General features: G+C 69.8%; 9 protein-coding genes. 8 read left to right on the forward strand and 1 reads right to left on the reverse strand.

Translation table 11 applies throughout. From position 1 onward, the window contains the following. Window positions 1–181: 181 nt before the first annotated feature. Window positions 182–2,053: an ATP-binding cassette domain-containing protein gene (locus JHW41_RS12895; RefSeq protein WP_250450767.1), complete on the reverse strand. Its 1,872-nt coding sequence runs from the start codon at window positions 2,051–2,053 to the stop codon at window positions 182–184. A gap of 209 nt (window positions 2,054–2,262) precedes the next feature. Here JHW41_RS12895 and JHW41_RS12900 point away from each other — a divergent pair, with 209 nt between their 5' ends. The 8 genes from JHW41_RS12900 to JHW41_RS12935 all read left to right on the forward strand — a co-directional run bounded on the left by JHW41_RS12900 (window position 2,263) and on the right by JHW41_RS12935 (window position 14,457). Then, window positions 2,263–3,060, forward strand: a complete 798-nt coding sequence (locus JHW41_RS12900) for a class I SAM-dependent methyltransferase (protein ID WP_250450769.1) — start codon at window positions 2,263–2,265, stop codon at window positions 3,058–3,060. 216 nt (window positions 3,061–3,276) lie between these two features. Next, on the forward strand, window positions 3,277–5,409 hold the full coding sequence (locus JHW41_RS12905) for a hypothetical protein (RefSeq protein WP_250450771.1): 2,133 nt from the start codon (window positions 3,277–3,279) through the stop codon (window positions 5,407–5,409). Between the two features lie 211 nt (window positions 5,410–5,620). Then, window positions 5,621–7,741, forward strand: a complete 2,121-nt coding sequence (locus JHW41_RS12910) for a hypothetical protein (RefSeq protein ID WP_250450773.1) — start codon at window positions 5,621–5,623, stop codon at window positions 7,739–7,741. A 193-nt stretch (window positions 7,742–7,934) separates the two neighbouring features. Continuing rightward, window positions 7,935–9,914, forward strand: coding sequence for a carbamoyltransferase family protein (locus tag JHW41_RS12915; protein WP_250450775.1), 1,980 nt, complete (start codon window positions 7,935–7,937; stop codon window positions 9,912–9,914). 19 nt (window positions 9,915–9,933) lie between these two features. Beyond that, window positions 9,934–10,860: a DUF6445 family protein gene (locus tag JHW41_RS12920; RefSeq protein ID WP_250442464.1), complete on the forward strand. Its 927-nt coding sequence runs from the start codon at window positions 9,934–9,936 to the stop codon at window positions 10,858–10,860. Between the two features lie 52 nt (window positions 10,861–10,912). Then, window positions 10,913–12,268: an amidohydrolase family protein gene (locus JHW41_RS12925; protein WP_250442465.1), complete on the forward strand. Its 1,356-nt coding sequence runs from the start codon at window positions 10,913–10,915 to the stop codon at window positions 12,266–12,268. Between the two features lie 138 nt (window positions 12,269–12,406). Further along, window positions 12,407–13,672 (forward strand): LLM class flavin-dependent oxidoreductase, encoded by a 1,266-nt coding sequence (locus tag JHW41_RS12930; RefSeq protein ID WP_057947594.1) that lies wholly within the window; start codon window positions 12,407–12,409, stop codon window positions 13,670–13,672. Then, the gene (locus JHW41_RS12935; protein ID WP_057947593.1) at window positions 13,669–14,457 is read left to right on the forward strand and encodes an alpha/beta fold hydrolase; all 789 of its coding nucleotides are present in this window, start codon (window positions 13,669–13,671) and stop codon (window positions 14,455–14,457) included. Before JHW41_RS12930 ends, JHW41_RS12935 begins: the two co-directional genes overlap by 4 nt. Window positions 14,458–14,557 lie beyond the last annotated feature (100 nt).

The raw sequence follows: 14,557 nt of genomic DNA on the forward strand, positions 1-14,557 counted from the left end.
GGGCGAGTTCACATTCCAGGCGTGGGCCGGTCGACGATCCGGATCGACGCGAACGATCGGCGTGCTGCACGACAGCACGCGCAGGCGCCGCGCGGCGGCCGCGCAAGCGCAGCGGTCCGCTGTTCGATGCGCGAATATCGATCTGCTGGCGCCGCCGCGCCCCGGGGCGCGGCGCTCGCGCTCAGCCGGCCGCGTCCTCGGCCAGCGCCGCCGCTTCGTCCTGGCGCAGGCTGGCCGCGCGCAGGCTGGCGTAATCGGCCGACGTCCGCGCCAGCTGCGCTTCCGAGCCCTGCGCGACCAGCCTGCCGTCGACCATCACCAGCACTTCGTCGAAGTGGCGCAGCAGATCCAGCCGATGCACCGACGCGATCAGGCAGGCATCGGCGAATTCGGCGAACAGGTTGGCGTAGACCGCCGCCTCGGTGCGCGCGTCGAGGCTGGCGGTGGGTTCGTCGAGCAGGATCAGCGAGCTGCCGCGCGCGGCCAGGATGCCGCGCGCCAGGGCCACGCGCGCGCGCTGGCCGCCGGACCAGTTCGAGGCGTGTTCGGCGATCGATACCTGCAAAGGATCGCCGTCGGCGGGCAGGAAATCCTTGACCGTCGCCAGTTCCAGGGCGCGGTCGAAGCCCTCGGGGTCGGGCTGGCCGTGCAGGGATTCGCACATCGCCAGGTTCTCCGCCAGCGAGGCTTCGAACAGCTCGGCCTCCTGCGGGATCAGCGTGGTCGATCCGCGCAGGTAGCGCGCAGCCTTCAACGGCGCCTGGATCGACGCGTCGTCGCCGGGATGGCCGGCATTGCGCGCATCCGGCTCGACCACAATGCGTTCGGCCACGTACAGCCCGGCGAGCACGCGCATCAGCGTGCTCTTGCCCGAGCCGCTGCTGCCGATCAGCGCATAGCGCTTGCCGCGCTGCAGGTCCAGGCGGATGCGGTCCAGGGTCGGCCCGGCCTCGCGTCCGGCGACGTGGCGGAACACCAGCTCGCGGATCTCGCAGCGCTGCCACTGCTGCGCCTGCGCCGGTTCGTGCAGGCTCTCGTCGACCGGGTGGTCGCGGATCACGTCGGCGCTCTGGTAGTTGGCGTACTGGGTGGCGAAGGTCTGGAAGTTCGCCGCCACCGCCGCGACCACCGCGCCGGATTGCAATGCGTATTCCCACACCATGTAGACGCTGCCGAGCATCAGCTTCTGCCCGTCGCCGGCCGCGCGCAGCACCAGCCACGCGTACAGCCCGACCAGGCAGCAGCTGAGCAGGCGGCTGGCGACGTCGACCGCGCACCACTTGATCTCGTTGATGACGATCATCCGCCGCAACGGTTCGAACACCTTCTCGACCAACTGCCGCAGCGAACGGATGAACGGCCGCGCCTGGCGCAGCGCCAGCACGCTGGTCGCGTTGCCCAGCGCGTCGGCGAGCACCGCGGTGTAGCGGCGCTCGGCGTCGTTGGTCTGGATCGCCAGGCGCACGATCGCGCGGTCGAAGCCGACCACCGCGCCGCAGATCGCCAGCAGTCCGAGCGCGGCGGTGGCGCCGACCATCGGATGGATCGCGATCAGCGCGCCGATCGGGCCGATCAGCCGCACCGCGCTGCTCAAATAGATGAACTGGCTTTCGGCGAAGGTGCCCAGCGACGAACTGCTTTGTTGCACGCGGTGGGCGCTGGCGACGGAGTGGTTGCCGTCGTGCCAGGACAGCGGGAACGCCAGCAGCCGGCCGGTCAGCGCGGTGGCGACGCGCTCGCGCACGCTCAGGGCGACGTTGCGTTCGAGGATCCGGCCCGGGCCGTGGATCAACCAACTGACCAGGGTCGCGCCGAGCACCGCCGCCAGCCACAGCGCCGCTTCGCCGGCGCCGGCGTTGCCGCGCGCCTGCAGGATGTTGAAGGCCTTGCCGACCAGGTAAGGCACCGCCAGCAGCACCACCTGCGCGCCGACCAGCAGCGCCATCGCGCTCAGCAACGCGCCGCGGCGGCCCTTGGCCTGGGACCACAGCTCCCGGTACAGCTGCAGCACCGGGGCGCGGTGCTTGCCCGATTTCGCGTCGTCACTGTCCATGCGATTCCGGCAATGGGACCAGGTGGAAACAACGGAGGAGAACCGGGCGGCGGGCGGCCCTGGGCAGGCGCCTGCCGCGTCCGGCGGATCAATGTAATGCACCGGTCGCGAAACACAACCCACGTGCGCGACTGCGTCTTGTGAGTGCCTTGTGAGCGTCCGGAGGCCATGCAATACTCGCGCGGCGAAGGCGACCGTCGGAGACAAGCATGTCACAACGCGCCATGATCGACGGTTACGACACCGCCATGCAGGGCGCGGTGATCGAGGCCTATTACGGCTCCAGCGATTTCTATAATTTCGGTTTCTGGTCGGCCGACACCGGCAACCAGTCGCAGGCCTCCGAGGCCCTGGTCGCGCGCCTGCTCGAGTTCATTCCGCCGGACCGACGCGACGGCCGCATCCTCGACGTCGCCTGCGGCCTGGGCGCCTCCAGCCGCCACCTGCTGCGCCATTTCGCGCCGCGGCAGATCGTCGGCATCAACGTCTCCGAGCGCCAGCTCGAACGCGCGCGCCACAACGCGCCGGGCTGCGAGTTCCGGGTGATGGACGCGACCGCGCTGGAGTTTCCCGACGCCTCGTTCGACAACATCCTGTGCGTGGAGGCCGCGTTCCATTTCGATACCCGCGCGGCGTTCCTGCGCGAGGCGCTGCGCGTGCTCAAGCCGGGCGGACGGCTGGTGCATTCGGACATCCTGATGGCGCCGCTGCCGCAGACCACGTCGGTGCGCACGCATATTCCCAACGCCAACGCGATGAGCGACCCGACCGAACTGGAGCGCGCGATCCTCGCCGCCGGTTTCGCCCGCGCCGAGGTCGTCGACGCGACCGAACAATGCTGGACCCCGTTCCTGCGCTCGGTGCGGCGGTTCAAGGCCGCGCACAAGCCGCCCGGGCCGAGCACGCCGCGGGCGCGGCGTTCGGCGCCGATCTTCTTCAATCCCGAGTACCTGGCGCGCTTCATCCGCCGTTACGTGCTGGCCTGTTCGCACAAGTCGGCGGACTGAGCCCCGCCCCGGGATCGTCGTTTCCCCGCAATACAGCAGTCGCCGCAACAAGCATCGGTGCGCGCTTGCGCGCCCGAGACGAACAAAAGCCCGACCCGCTTTCTTCTTGCCCCGCAACACGGATGTCGACCCACGGATAGTCCAACGCCGCGTATCGGCGCAGCGCGCGCCGGCCCGGCCCGACGCGCTGCGCGCGGCAATCAGGAGAAAGCTTCGATGGCGGTGGAAGTTGCGGGAGAGGCCGGCGCGGCCGCGGCGGCCGAAGAGGACATCGACGCGATCCTGCGCCGCGACCCCGACGGCACTTACCCGCGCATGGATGCGCGCTCGCGCCAGGATTACCGCACGCGGATCGAGGATTGGGCGCGGCGCTCGCGCCATACGCCGGCGCAGGCCGCGCAAGTCGCGCTCGAACTGGCCGCGCAGGCCGGCCAGCGCCACGGCGCCGGCGACCGCCGCGCCCACGTCGGCTACTACCTGCTCGACCGCGGCCTGGGCGACTTCGCCGCCGCGCTCGGCGCGCGCCTGGACTGGCGCGAACGCGTGCGGCTGCGGCCGTCCTGGCAAGTGTTGCTGGGCTATTACAGCGCGTTCTTCGCGCTGTGCCTGCTGTACGGGCTGTTGTCGGTGCGCTTGTTCGACTTCCAGTTGCCGTGGTACGGCCGCGCAGCGATGGTGTTGATCGCCGCGTTGTACGTCTGCCCGATCGTGCAGAGCTGGATCAATCTGTCGATGCCGCGCCTGCTGCGTTCGCGGCGGCTGCCGCGCCTGGATTTCGAAGCCGGCCTGCCCGCCCAGGCGCAGACGTTGGTGGCCGTGCCCTGCCTGCTGGTCTCGCGCGAAGGCGCGCACAAGCTCGCGCGCGCGCTGGAGGCCTTGTACCTGGACAACCGCGGCGCCGGCGCCGGCTATGCGCTGCTGTCGGATTTCGTCGACGCGCCCGGCGAACACGCCGACGGCGACGAAGCCCTGCTGCAGGAGGCCTGCGCCCAGATCGACGCGCTCAACGCCCGCTACGGCGGCGGTTTCGCCCTGCTCCACCGCGCCCGCCGCTGGAATCCCGGCGAAGGCGCGTGGATGGGCTGGGAGCGCAAACGCGGCAAGCTCGAACAGCTCAACGCCTGGCTGGTCGGCGCGCCCTCGCCGTTCCACACCGCCCACGGCGACCTGTCCAAAGTGACAGGCAGCCGCTACGTATTCGTGCTCGACGAGGACAACTCCGACCTCACTCCTGGTGCGGTGCAGCAACTGGCCGCGGTGATGCAGCACCCGCTGCACCGGCCGGTGTTCGGCGCCGACGGCGTGCGGGTCGAGGCGGGCTATGTGCTGGTCCAGCCGCGCGCGACCATCGTGCTGTCGCGCGACTCCATACCCAGCCGCCTGGAAACGCTGGTCCAGTCGATGATCCACATCGAGACCGGCAAGCCGGCGGCCGACCACGAGCCGCCGCCGCACGCGGACCTGGAGCTGTTCGGCCAGGTCCCCTTCGTCGGCAAGGGCTTCTACGACGTGGCCGCGTTCCACCGGATCATGCACGGCCGCGTCGGCGAGAACACCACGCTCAACCACGACGTGCTGGAAGGCGGCACCGTGCGCGCGGCCGTGGTCGGCGACATCGTCCTGCGCGACACCTTCACCCCGACCTACTACGCCGCGGTGCGCCGCAGCCACCGCTGGATGCGCGGCGACTGGCAGCTGCTGCCGTGGCTGCTGCCGACGGTGCGCAACGCCGCGGGCGCGCGGATCCCCAATGCGCTGTCGCCGTTCGGGCGCTGGCAGATCGGCTACAACGCGGTGCGCATGCTGTTCCCGGCCGCCTCGCTGCTGTGCTTCGCGATCGGCTGGGCCCGCTCGCCGACGCCGGGGCTGTGGACCTCGTACCTGCTCGCGGTGGCGTGGCTGCCGGCGTTGATCGAGCTGCTGTGGTCGGCCGCGCGCCGGCTGCCGTCGCAGCCGCTGCGCGACACCGCGCGCGGGATGTGGGCGTGGCTGTCGCTGCGCTCGGCCAGCTTCATCTTCTGCGTCGACCAGGCCCACACCAACCTGGACGCGGCGCTGCGCTGCAGCTACCGGATGCTGGTCTCGCACCGGCACATGCTGGAATGGACCGCGTCGAGCGTGATCTCCACCCGCCGCGATCCGACCCTGGGCCAGTACCTGCGGATGATGTGGACCTCGCCGGCGTTCGCCGTCGCACTGATGTGCGCGCTGGCCTGGAGCAACCCGCCGGCGCTGGCCAGCGCGCTGCCGTTCGCGTGCCTGTGGACCGCCGCCCCGTTCATCGCCTGGTGGTGGAGCCAGAAGCCGGACGAACCGGTGCGCTCGGCGATCCAGCCGACGCAGTCGTGAAGGCGCGCGCATCGCGTCCCGACGCGGCGCCTATCGCATCGAGCGATCAACGATCATGGACGCAGTTCGCTTTCCCGCCCGATTCATCGAAAACTGTCAGGTTGACGATGCCGGTGGATTTAGGGAGTATTCGGTGAAGAACTTTCCAGCGTCTCAAGTGCACTAATTCCGCGAGAAATCATCCGCGGACAGGCATCAGCGGAGGTCGTGGGTGGACTTGGACGTAGCGGCAGGAAGCGCGGTCGAGGTCGAGGACGGTGTCGACGCGATTCTTCGCCGCGATCCCATCGGCGCTTATCCCCGCATGGACGCGCTATCGCGTCGGGACTATCGCGAACGGGTGCGTATGTGGGCCCGGCGCTCGGGCCGCGAGGCGCGGCAGACCGCGCAACTGGCGCTCGATCTGGCCGAGCAATGCGGCCAACGCCACGGCAGCGGCGACCGCCGCGCGCACGTGGGCTATTTCCTCACCGACATCGGCGTGCGCGAGCTCGCCGCGGCGCTCGGCGCGAGACTGAACTGGCGCGAGCGCTTGCGCCTGCACTCCACCTCCAGCCTCGTGCTCGCTTATTGCCTCGCGGTGTACTCGATCTGCGCCGCGTTCGGGATCGTCTCGGTGTGGCTGTTCGAGATCGCCCTGCCCTGGTACGGCCAGGCGCTGCTGGCGGCCTGCGCGGCGCTGTACGCGAACTACATCGTGCAGAGCTGGATCAACCTGCACCTGCCGCAGTTGCTGCTGCCGCGGCGGATGCCGCGGCTGGATTTCGGCGACGGCATCCCGGCCGAGGCCAAGACCCTGGTCGCGATCCCCTGCCTGCTGGTCTCGCGCGAGGGCGTGGCCGCGCTGGCGCGCGCGCTGGAACGCCTGCACCAGAGCAATCCCGGCACCGGCGTGGGCTATGCGCTGCTGTCGGACTTCGTCGACGCCGCCAGCGAGCGGGTCGACGGCGACGAGGCCTTGCTGCAGGAAGCGCGCGAACAGATCGACGCGCTCAACGCGCGCCACGGCGGCGGCTTCGTCCTGCTGCACCGGCCGCGACGCTGGAATCCCGGCGAGAACCTGTGGATCGGCTGGGAACGCAAGCGCGGCAAGCTCGAGGAACTCAACGCCTGGCTGCTCGGCGGCCCCTCGCCGTTCCAGGTCGAACACGGCGACCTGGCCAAGGCCGTCGGCAGCAAGTACGTGGTGACCCTCGACGAGGACAACGACGACCTCACCGCCGGCGCGTTGCGCGAGCTGGCCGCGGCGATCGCCCATCCGCTCAACCGCCCGGTGCTCGACGCCGACGGTACCCGGGTCGAGGCCGGCTACGTGGTGCTGCAGCCGCGCGCGATGATCTCGCTGTCGCGCGATTCCGCGCCGAGCCGGCTGGAGCTGATGATCCACGCGATGATCGAGATCGAGACCAGCAAGGACTACCGCGCCGACAAACCCGCCGTGCACATCGACCAGGACCTGTTCGGGCAGGCCGCGTACGGCGGCAAGGGCATCTACGACGTGGCGATGTTCCATCGCCTGACCCACGGCCGCATCGCCGAGAACACCATCCTCAGCCACGACGTGCTCGAAGGCGGCATGGTCCGCGCCGGCGTGGTCAGCGACGTGGTCCTGCGCGAGAACTTCGTGCCGACCTTCCACGCCGCGATGCGCCGCAGCCACCGCTGGATGCGCGGCGACTGGCAGCTGCTGCCGTGGCTGCTGCCGAGCGTGCGCGACGCCTCGGGCGCGCGCGTGCGCAACACGCTATCGCTGTTCGGGCGCTGGAAGATCTTCCACAACGCGCTGCGCATGGTGCTGCCGATCGCCTCGCTGCTGTGTTTCGTGCTCGGCTGGGCGAGCTCGGCCGAGCCGGGGCTGTGGACGCTGAACCTGCTGGCGATCGCCTGGGTGCCGGCGGCCGTCGGCCTGTGCATCGGGATCGCGCGCAACCTGCTCTCGGGCAGCCTGCGCTCGGTCGTGCGCGGGGTGTGGTCGTGGCTGTCGCTGCGTTCGGCGAGCTTCATCTTCGGCGTCGACCAGGCCCAGACCGCGTTCGACGCGGCGGTGCGGGCGAGCTTCCGCATGCTGGTCTCGCACCGCAAGCTGCTGGAGTGGACCGCCTCCAGCGTGATGTCCGCGCGGCGCGGCCCGAGCCTGGGCCAGTACCTGCGGATGATGTGGATCTCGCCGGCGTTCGCGGTGGCGGTGGTCTGGCTGATCGGCCGGATCAACCCGCCGGCGCTGTCCAGCGCGATCCCGTTCGCGGCGTTGTGGGCCTGCGCGCCGGTGGTGGCGTGGTGGTGGAGCCAGAAGCCGCGCGCCGCCCACCCCGCTCCGCCTTCGCAGGCCTGACCCCGGTGCGAGGGCCGATCCGCCGCTGATCCCGAACCGATGCCGCAGGCGCGGGCGTCCGCCGCGCACACGCCGGTCCGTTTCGCCGCACCGCTTCGCCGCCGTCGCCGTTGGATGCCACGCTTCGCCCATGCGCTATCGCTGAATCAGCTGTCCCCGCCACGCCAGGAACGCAAGGAAACGGGATCCGCACATGTTGATACTAGGTTTTTACGGTGGTCCGAGCACCGAGTTCGAAGCCGGTTCGCCGACCCAGACCCACGACGGCGCCGCGGTGCTGCTCAAGGACGGCGAGGTGATCGCCGCGATCGAAGAGGAGCGGCTCAACCGGATCAAGCATTCCTACACCGCGCCGTTGCGCGCGGCGCGTTTCGTCATGGACCAGGCCGGCGTCGGCCTGGACCAGATCGACCGCATCGCCATTCCGTACATGTCCGGCTCGGCCGAGCGCCTGCTGCGGCGGATGTACCTGGCCGACCCGTCGGCCGAGCACGCGCTCGACGTCGCCGACGCGCTGCGCGCGCAATGGCGGCGCTACCTCGGCGCGGACGTGCCGCGCGAGAAAGTGCGCTTCGTCCCCCACCACATCGCCCACGCCACCGCGACCTTCGAGATGTCCGGCTTCGAGCGGGCGCTGGTGATGACCATCGACGGCCAGGGCGACACCGAGGCCGGCCTGACCCTCAAGGGCAGCGCCGAGGGCCTGGAGCTGCTGCACCGGGTGCCGATTCCCGAATCGCTGGGCCACTTCTACATGCAGGCGATCGGCTTCCTCGGCTATCGCATGTTCGACGAATACAAGGTCATGGGACTGGCGCCGTACGGCGATCCCGAGCGCTTCCGCGCCCAGTTCGAGGCGATGTACGAACTGCTGCCGGACGGCCAGTGGCGGCTGCACCCGCACCTGCTCGACGGCATGTACGCGCAGCTGATGCCGCGGCGAAAGCGCGAGCCGATCGAGCAGATCCACAAGGATTTCGCCGCCTCGCTGCAACAGACCCTGGAAACGGTGGTGTTCCATGCGCTGCGCCACTACCGCGCCAGCACCGGCCTGCGCGACCTGTGCCTGGGCGGCGGCGTCGCCCACAACTGCACCATGAACGGCAACATCCTGCGCTCGGGCCTGTTCGACAACGTATTCGTGCACCCGGCCGCGCACGACGGCGGCAACGCGCTCGGCGCGGCGCTGAGCGTGCACCGCAGCGAGGCGCGGCACCGGCCGCAGCGGCTGCGCAACGTCTACTGGGGTTCGCCGCTCGGCGAGAGCGATTCGGTCGAAACCCGCCTGCGCGCCTGGTCGGACTTCCTCGACATCGCGCCGAGCGCGAACGTGGAAGAGGACGCGGCCGAGCTGATCGCAGACGGCAAGGTCATCGGCTGGGTCCAGGGACGCTCGGAGTTCGGCCCGCGCGCGCTCGGCAACCGCAGCATCCTCGCCGACCCGCGCCCGGCCGAGTTCAAGGGCCTGATCAACAAGATGATCAAGACCCGCGAATCGTTCCGTCCGTTCGCGCCGGCGGTGCTGGAGGAACAGGCCGCGGACTACTTCGAGCTGCCGGCCGGCGCCACCCGCTTCCCGTTCATGACCTTCGTGCTCAACGTGCAGCCGGACAAGCGCGAACTGCTCGGCGCGGTGACCCACGTCGACGGCACCGCGCGGGTGCAGACGGTCTCGCGCGAGGACAGCCCGCGGTTCTGGCGGGTCATCGACGCGTTCCACCGCCGCACCGGCGTGCCGGTGGTGCTCAACACTTCGTTCAACAACAACATCGAGCCGATCGTCGATTCGCTCGAGGACGCGGTGGAGTGCTTCCTCACCACCGGCCTGCAGGCGCTGGTGGTCGGCGACTTCGTGCTGACCAAGAAGGACGGCGCGCAGCGCTCGGCCCTGGTGCCGCAGCTGCCCAACCACGTGCGCCTGCACGAACGCCGCCAGCGCGACGACGACGGCGAGGTGCGCGACACCTTCGAGCTGCGCCGCGCGGAATGGAACGGCGAAACCTGCAAGCCCCTGCCCGCCCCGATCTTCGGCCTGCTCAAGCGCATCGGCGATGCGCCGATCGAGCAGCTCGCGCGCGAGGCCGGCCTGGCGCTGGACGAGGTCATGCCGACGATGGAAGAACTCTGGGCGGAACGCTGCCTGGTCATGCGGCCGCAGGCCGCGCAACGCTGATGCCGAACAGGGAGCGGGCATGTCCGTAATGTTTTCCCAGCCGCCGCGGGCCGGCGCCGAGGATGTCGCGCTGAGCAAGGACGCGAGCATCGCCTGGCATGAGCTGGAGGGCCCCGGCGGGCTGCCGATGCTGGTGATCGACAACGCGCTGGAAGACCCGCACCGGGTGCGCGAGTGCGCCTGGGCGTCGCGCTTCCACACGCCCGGGCCGAACGAGTACTACCCGGGCTGGCAGGCCACCGCGCAGATGTCGGGCGAGAAGCGGCTGATCCAGGACCTGGGCAAGTTGTTCCTGGACCGGCTGTGGTCGCGCGGCTGGCCGCCGCCGCTGACCGTCGCCGACCTGGTCCCGCACTCGACCTACTCGGTGTTCGGCATGGACCACGAGGTGGCCCGGCGCAACGGCTACATCGACCAGCACGTGGACACGTTCTCGTGGATCGCCGTGGTCACCTACCTGTTCGAGCACGACGAACGCGCCGGCTACGACCGCGGCACCGCGTTCTGGAAGCACCGGCCGACCGACCTGAAGACCTTCTTCCTCGGCGACCTGCTGCAGGCCGCGCAGATCGAGCAGTTGTTCGGGCTCAACTTCATCGACCCGTTCCGCAAGGCCAGCGTGCGCCTGCGCGCGGCCAGCATGGCCGAGGCGCAGAAGCAGATCCTGGAGAACCCCGCCTCGACCCGCCGGCTGTTCTCGCTGGAGGAGGACAACCACTGGAGCCTGCTGAAGTTCGTGCCGGCGCGCTTCAACCGCATGGTCGCCTACCCGACCTGGCAGTTCCATTCCATCGTCGACACTTCGCCGATCCAGGCCTTGTCGACGCGCAACGCGCGGCTGACCTACAACACCTTCATCCCCTACCCCGTGCCCGCGGGACTGGGACCGCAACCGAAGTACCAGGGCGGCGGCTACGCCGCGATCGACGGCATGCGCGTGGGCTGAGCGGCGCCGCCGGCAAGCCTTGCGACTTCACGTTCCCAGGAGAGCGACAGCAATGAAGCCTTACACTCTGATTTCCGTCGACGGGCACGCGGGCCTGCCGACCGCGCAGTACCGCGATTACCTGGAGCGCAAGCACCACGCCGCGTTCGACGAGGAACTCGAACAGCTGGCCCTGCTGCGCAAGGGCTTCCTGACCGCCGGCAAGAACGCCAAGCAGACGCCGCTGATGTACCAGGCGCACATGCACCGTTACTCCGATCCGGGCAACGGCGAGATGCAGGAGCGCATCCGCGGCGCCTGGGACCTGGACGTGCGGCTCAGGGAGCTCGACGCCGAGGGCGTGATCGGCGAAGTGCTGTTCCCCGACGGCCAGGGTTTCAACTCGTTCCCGTTCGGCGGCTTCTTCGGCGAGCACCCGGTGCCGATCCGCGATCCGGAACTGCGCGCCGCCGGCGCGCGCGCGCACAACCGCTGGCTGGCCGAGTTCTGCGCCGCCAGCGGCGGGCGCCTGCAGGGCGTGGCGATGATCATGCCGTTCGACATCTGGCAGGCGGTCGCCGACGTGCGCTGGGCCTATGCGGCCGGCCTGCGCGGCATCGTCCTGCCGCCGCCGGACGAGACCTACCCGCCGTACCACGAGGCGGTGTTCGATCCGCTGTGGGCGGTGTGCGCGGAACTCGGCATGGCGGTGCATTCGCACGGCGGCGATCCGCCGAAGATCTACGGCCAGAACATCGCCTCGCAGACCCTGGCGATCCTGGAGTTGGGCTTCTTCCGCCGCCGCATCCTCGCCCAGCTGATGTTCGGCGGCGTGTTCGTGCGCCATCCGAACCTGCGCTTCGTCTACACCGAGGTCGGCATCGACTGGCTGCCCAACTTCATCGAGCTGCTCGAACACGTCTACCACAACGACTGGCTGCGCATGGGCCGCGCGCCGAAGCAGTGGCTGTCGCTGTCGCCGAAGGACGCGTGGGCGCGCAACTGCGCCGCGGCGGCGACCGCGGCGACCTTCGACGAGATCCAGCAGGCGCGCCGGCTCGGCTTCGACACGGTGATGTGGGGCGCGGACTATCCGCACGTGGAAGGCGGCTGGCCGCATTCCTGGGACGAGATCCGCCAGGCCTTCGCCACCGTCGGCGACGACGATCGGCGCAAGATGGTCGGCGAGAACGCCGCGCGCTTCTACCGCTTCGACCCGCAGCTGATCGAGTCGCTGGTGGCGAAGATCGGCCCGCCGGCCGGCACCTTCGTCAGCGACGAAGCGCCGCAGCGCCCGGAGTTCAGCGTGCACGACTTCACCAACGGCTGGGTCAACACCTACGGCGGTTTCGCCCGCAACATGCGTTGGTCGCTGGACTCGCCCGACACCCATCCGGACTCGCGGCCGAACGCCAAGCGCGACTCCTGAGCCGCTAAACCGCACCCGAACCCGCGGCCGGCCGCGTACGCGCGGCCGCGCCGATCCCCCGACGGAGGCGTCCATGCAAGCCAAGCCGCACCCATCGAGGTCGCCCGCCCGGGCGGCCCGCCGCCAGGACGGCGGCCGATGAAGGTCTCCATGTTCCACCTGATGCCGCTGCGCGACCTGCCCGCGGATTTCGAACAGCGCCATCGCTCGGTCTGGGTCGACGTGCCCTGGCACGAGTTGACCACGCCGGAGCGGGTCGGCCGGTTCTACAACCAGTCGCTGGACGAACTGATCTACGCCGCGCGTTGCGGCATCGACGGCGTCTGCGTCAACGAGCACCACCAGAACGCGTACGGCATGATGCCGAGCCCGAACCTGATGGGCGCGATCCTGGCCCGGCAGACCGCCGAGCTGGACGTGGCCTGCATCCAGCTCGGCGCGACCCTGCCCAACACCCAGCCGCCGATCCGCATCGCCGAGGAGTACGCGATGCTGGACTGCATCAGCGGCGGCCGCATCGTCGCCGGCATGCCGCTGGGAACGCCGTTCGACGCCAACTACTGCTACGGCATCACCCCGCTGGAGCAGCGCGAGCGCTACTACGAAGCGCACGACCTGATCCTCAAGGCCTGGCGCGAACGCGAGCCGTTCGCCTGGAACGGCAAGTACACCCAGCTGCCGATGGTCAACCTGTGGCCGCGGCCGATGCAGGACCCGCACCCGCCGATCTGGGTGCCCGGCAGCGGCAGCCTCAGCACCTGGGAATTCACCGCCCGCCACGATTACTGCTATTGCTTCCTGTCCTATCACGGCATCCGCTTCGGCAAGAGCGTGATGGACAAGTTCTGGGAGTTCTCCGCCCGCAACGGCCACGACGCCAATCCCTACCGCACCGGCTTCCTGCAGTTGGTGGCGGTGGCCGAGACCGACGAACAGGCCGAGCGCGACTACTACGAGCACATCCGCTACTTCTACGACAAGACCCAGCACGTCGCGCCCGAGTTCACCCCGCCCGGCCACCAGGACTACCGCTCGATGGTCAACACCATCCGCAACCAGGTCTCGCAGGTGAACAGCGTGCGTTCGCGGATTCCGCAGTTCAAGTTCAAGGACTTCGTCGACAACCAGCTGGTGATCGCCGGCAGCCCGGCGACCGTGCGCGAGCAGCTGGCCGAATCGGTGCGCCAGCTGCGCGTGGGCAATCTGATGGTGCTGCTGCAGATCGGCTCGATGCCGCACGAACTCACGCTCAAGAACATCCGCCTGTTCTGCAGCGAGGTGCTGCCGCACCTGCGCGGCATCTGGGACGACGAGGGCTGGGAGAACCGCTGGTGGCCGCAGCGCCTGCGCGGCGCGCGCAACGCGCCGGCGGCGCCGGCGCAGCCGGGATGGGTGGGCGCATGAACATCGAGCAACGCGTGGTGCGCGCATGGAACGGCCGGATCAACACCCGCGTCGACGTGTGCGGCAGCGGCCCGCCGCTGCTGTTCCTGCACGGCGAGAGCGGCCATTGGGACCCGTTCCTGGACCGGCTCGCGCAGCGCTACACCGTCTACGCGCCCGACTTCCCCGGCACCAGCCCCGGCGCCGAGCAGGAGATCGACGAACTGCGCGACATCTGGGACCTCACGCTCTACTTCGAGGAACTGCTCGACGCGCTCGGGCTGGAGTCGGTCGCGGTGGCCGGCCATTCCATCGGCGGCATGTTCGCCGCCGAACTGGCCGCGCACGCGCGCGCGCGCATCCGCCGGCTGGTGCTGATCGCGCCGGCGGGACTGTGGCGCGACGATCATCCGGTGCCGAACTGGTGGTCGATTCCGGCCGCGGAACTGCCGCAGCGCACCGTGGCCCAGCCCGACGGCCTGGTCGGCCAGATCATGTTCGCGGTGCCGCGCGATCGCGACGCGGCGATCGAACGGGTGATCCGCAAGACCTGGGCGCTGGCCTGCGCCGGCAAGTTCACCTGGCCGATCCCCGACAAGGGACTGGCGCGGCGCATCCACCGGATCAGCGCGCCGAGCCTGATCGTGTGGGGCCGGCAGGACCGGATGATCCCGCCGGTCTACGCCGAGGAATTCGCCGCGCGCATCGGCGGCGCGCGTACGCTGCTGGTCGACAACGCCGGGCACATCCCGCAGCTCGAACAGATGGACCAGGTCGGCGACGCGGTGATGCGTTTCCTCGACTGAGCCCCGCGCTGTCGCGATGACTCCCTGTAGGAGCGGCGCAAGCCGCGACCGCGAATCCGCAACTGCGACGAAACCTTCGCCGTAGTCGCGGATTCGCGGT

Origin of the sequence: Lysobacter enzymogenes (assembly GCF_023617245.1) — a bacterium.
Classification (GTDB): domain Bacteria; phylum Pseudomonadota; class Gammaproteobacteria; order Xanthomonadales; family Xanthomonadaceae; genus Lysobacter; species Lysobacter yananisis.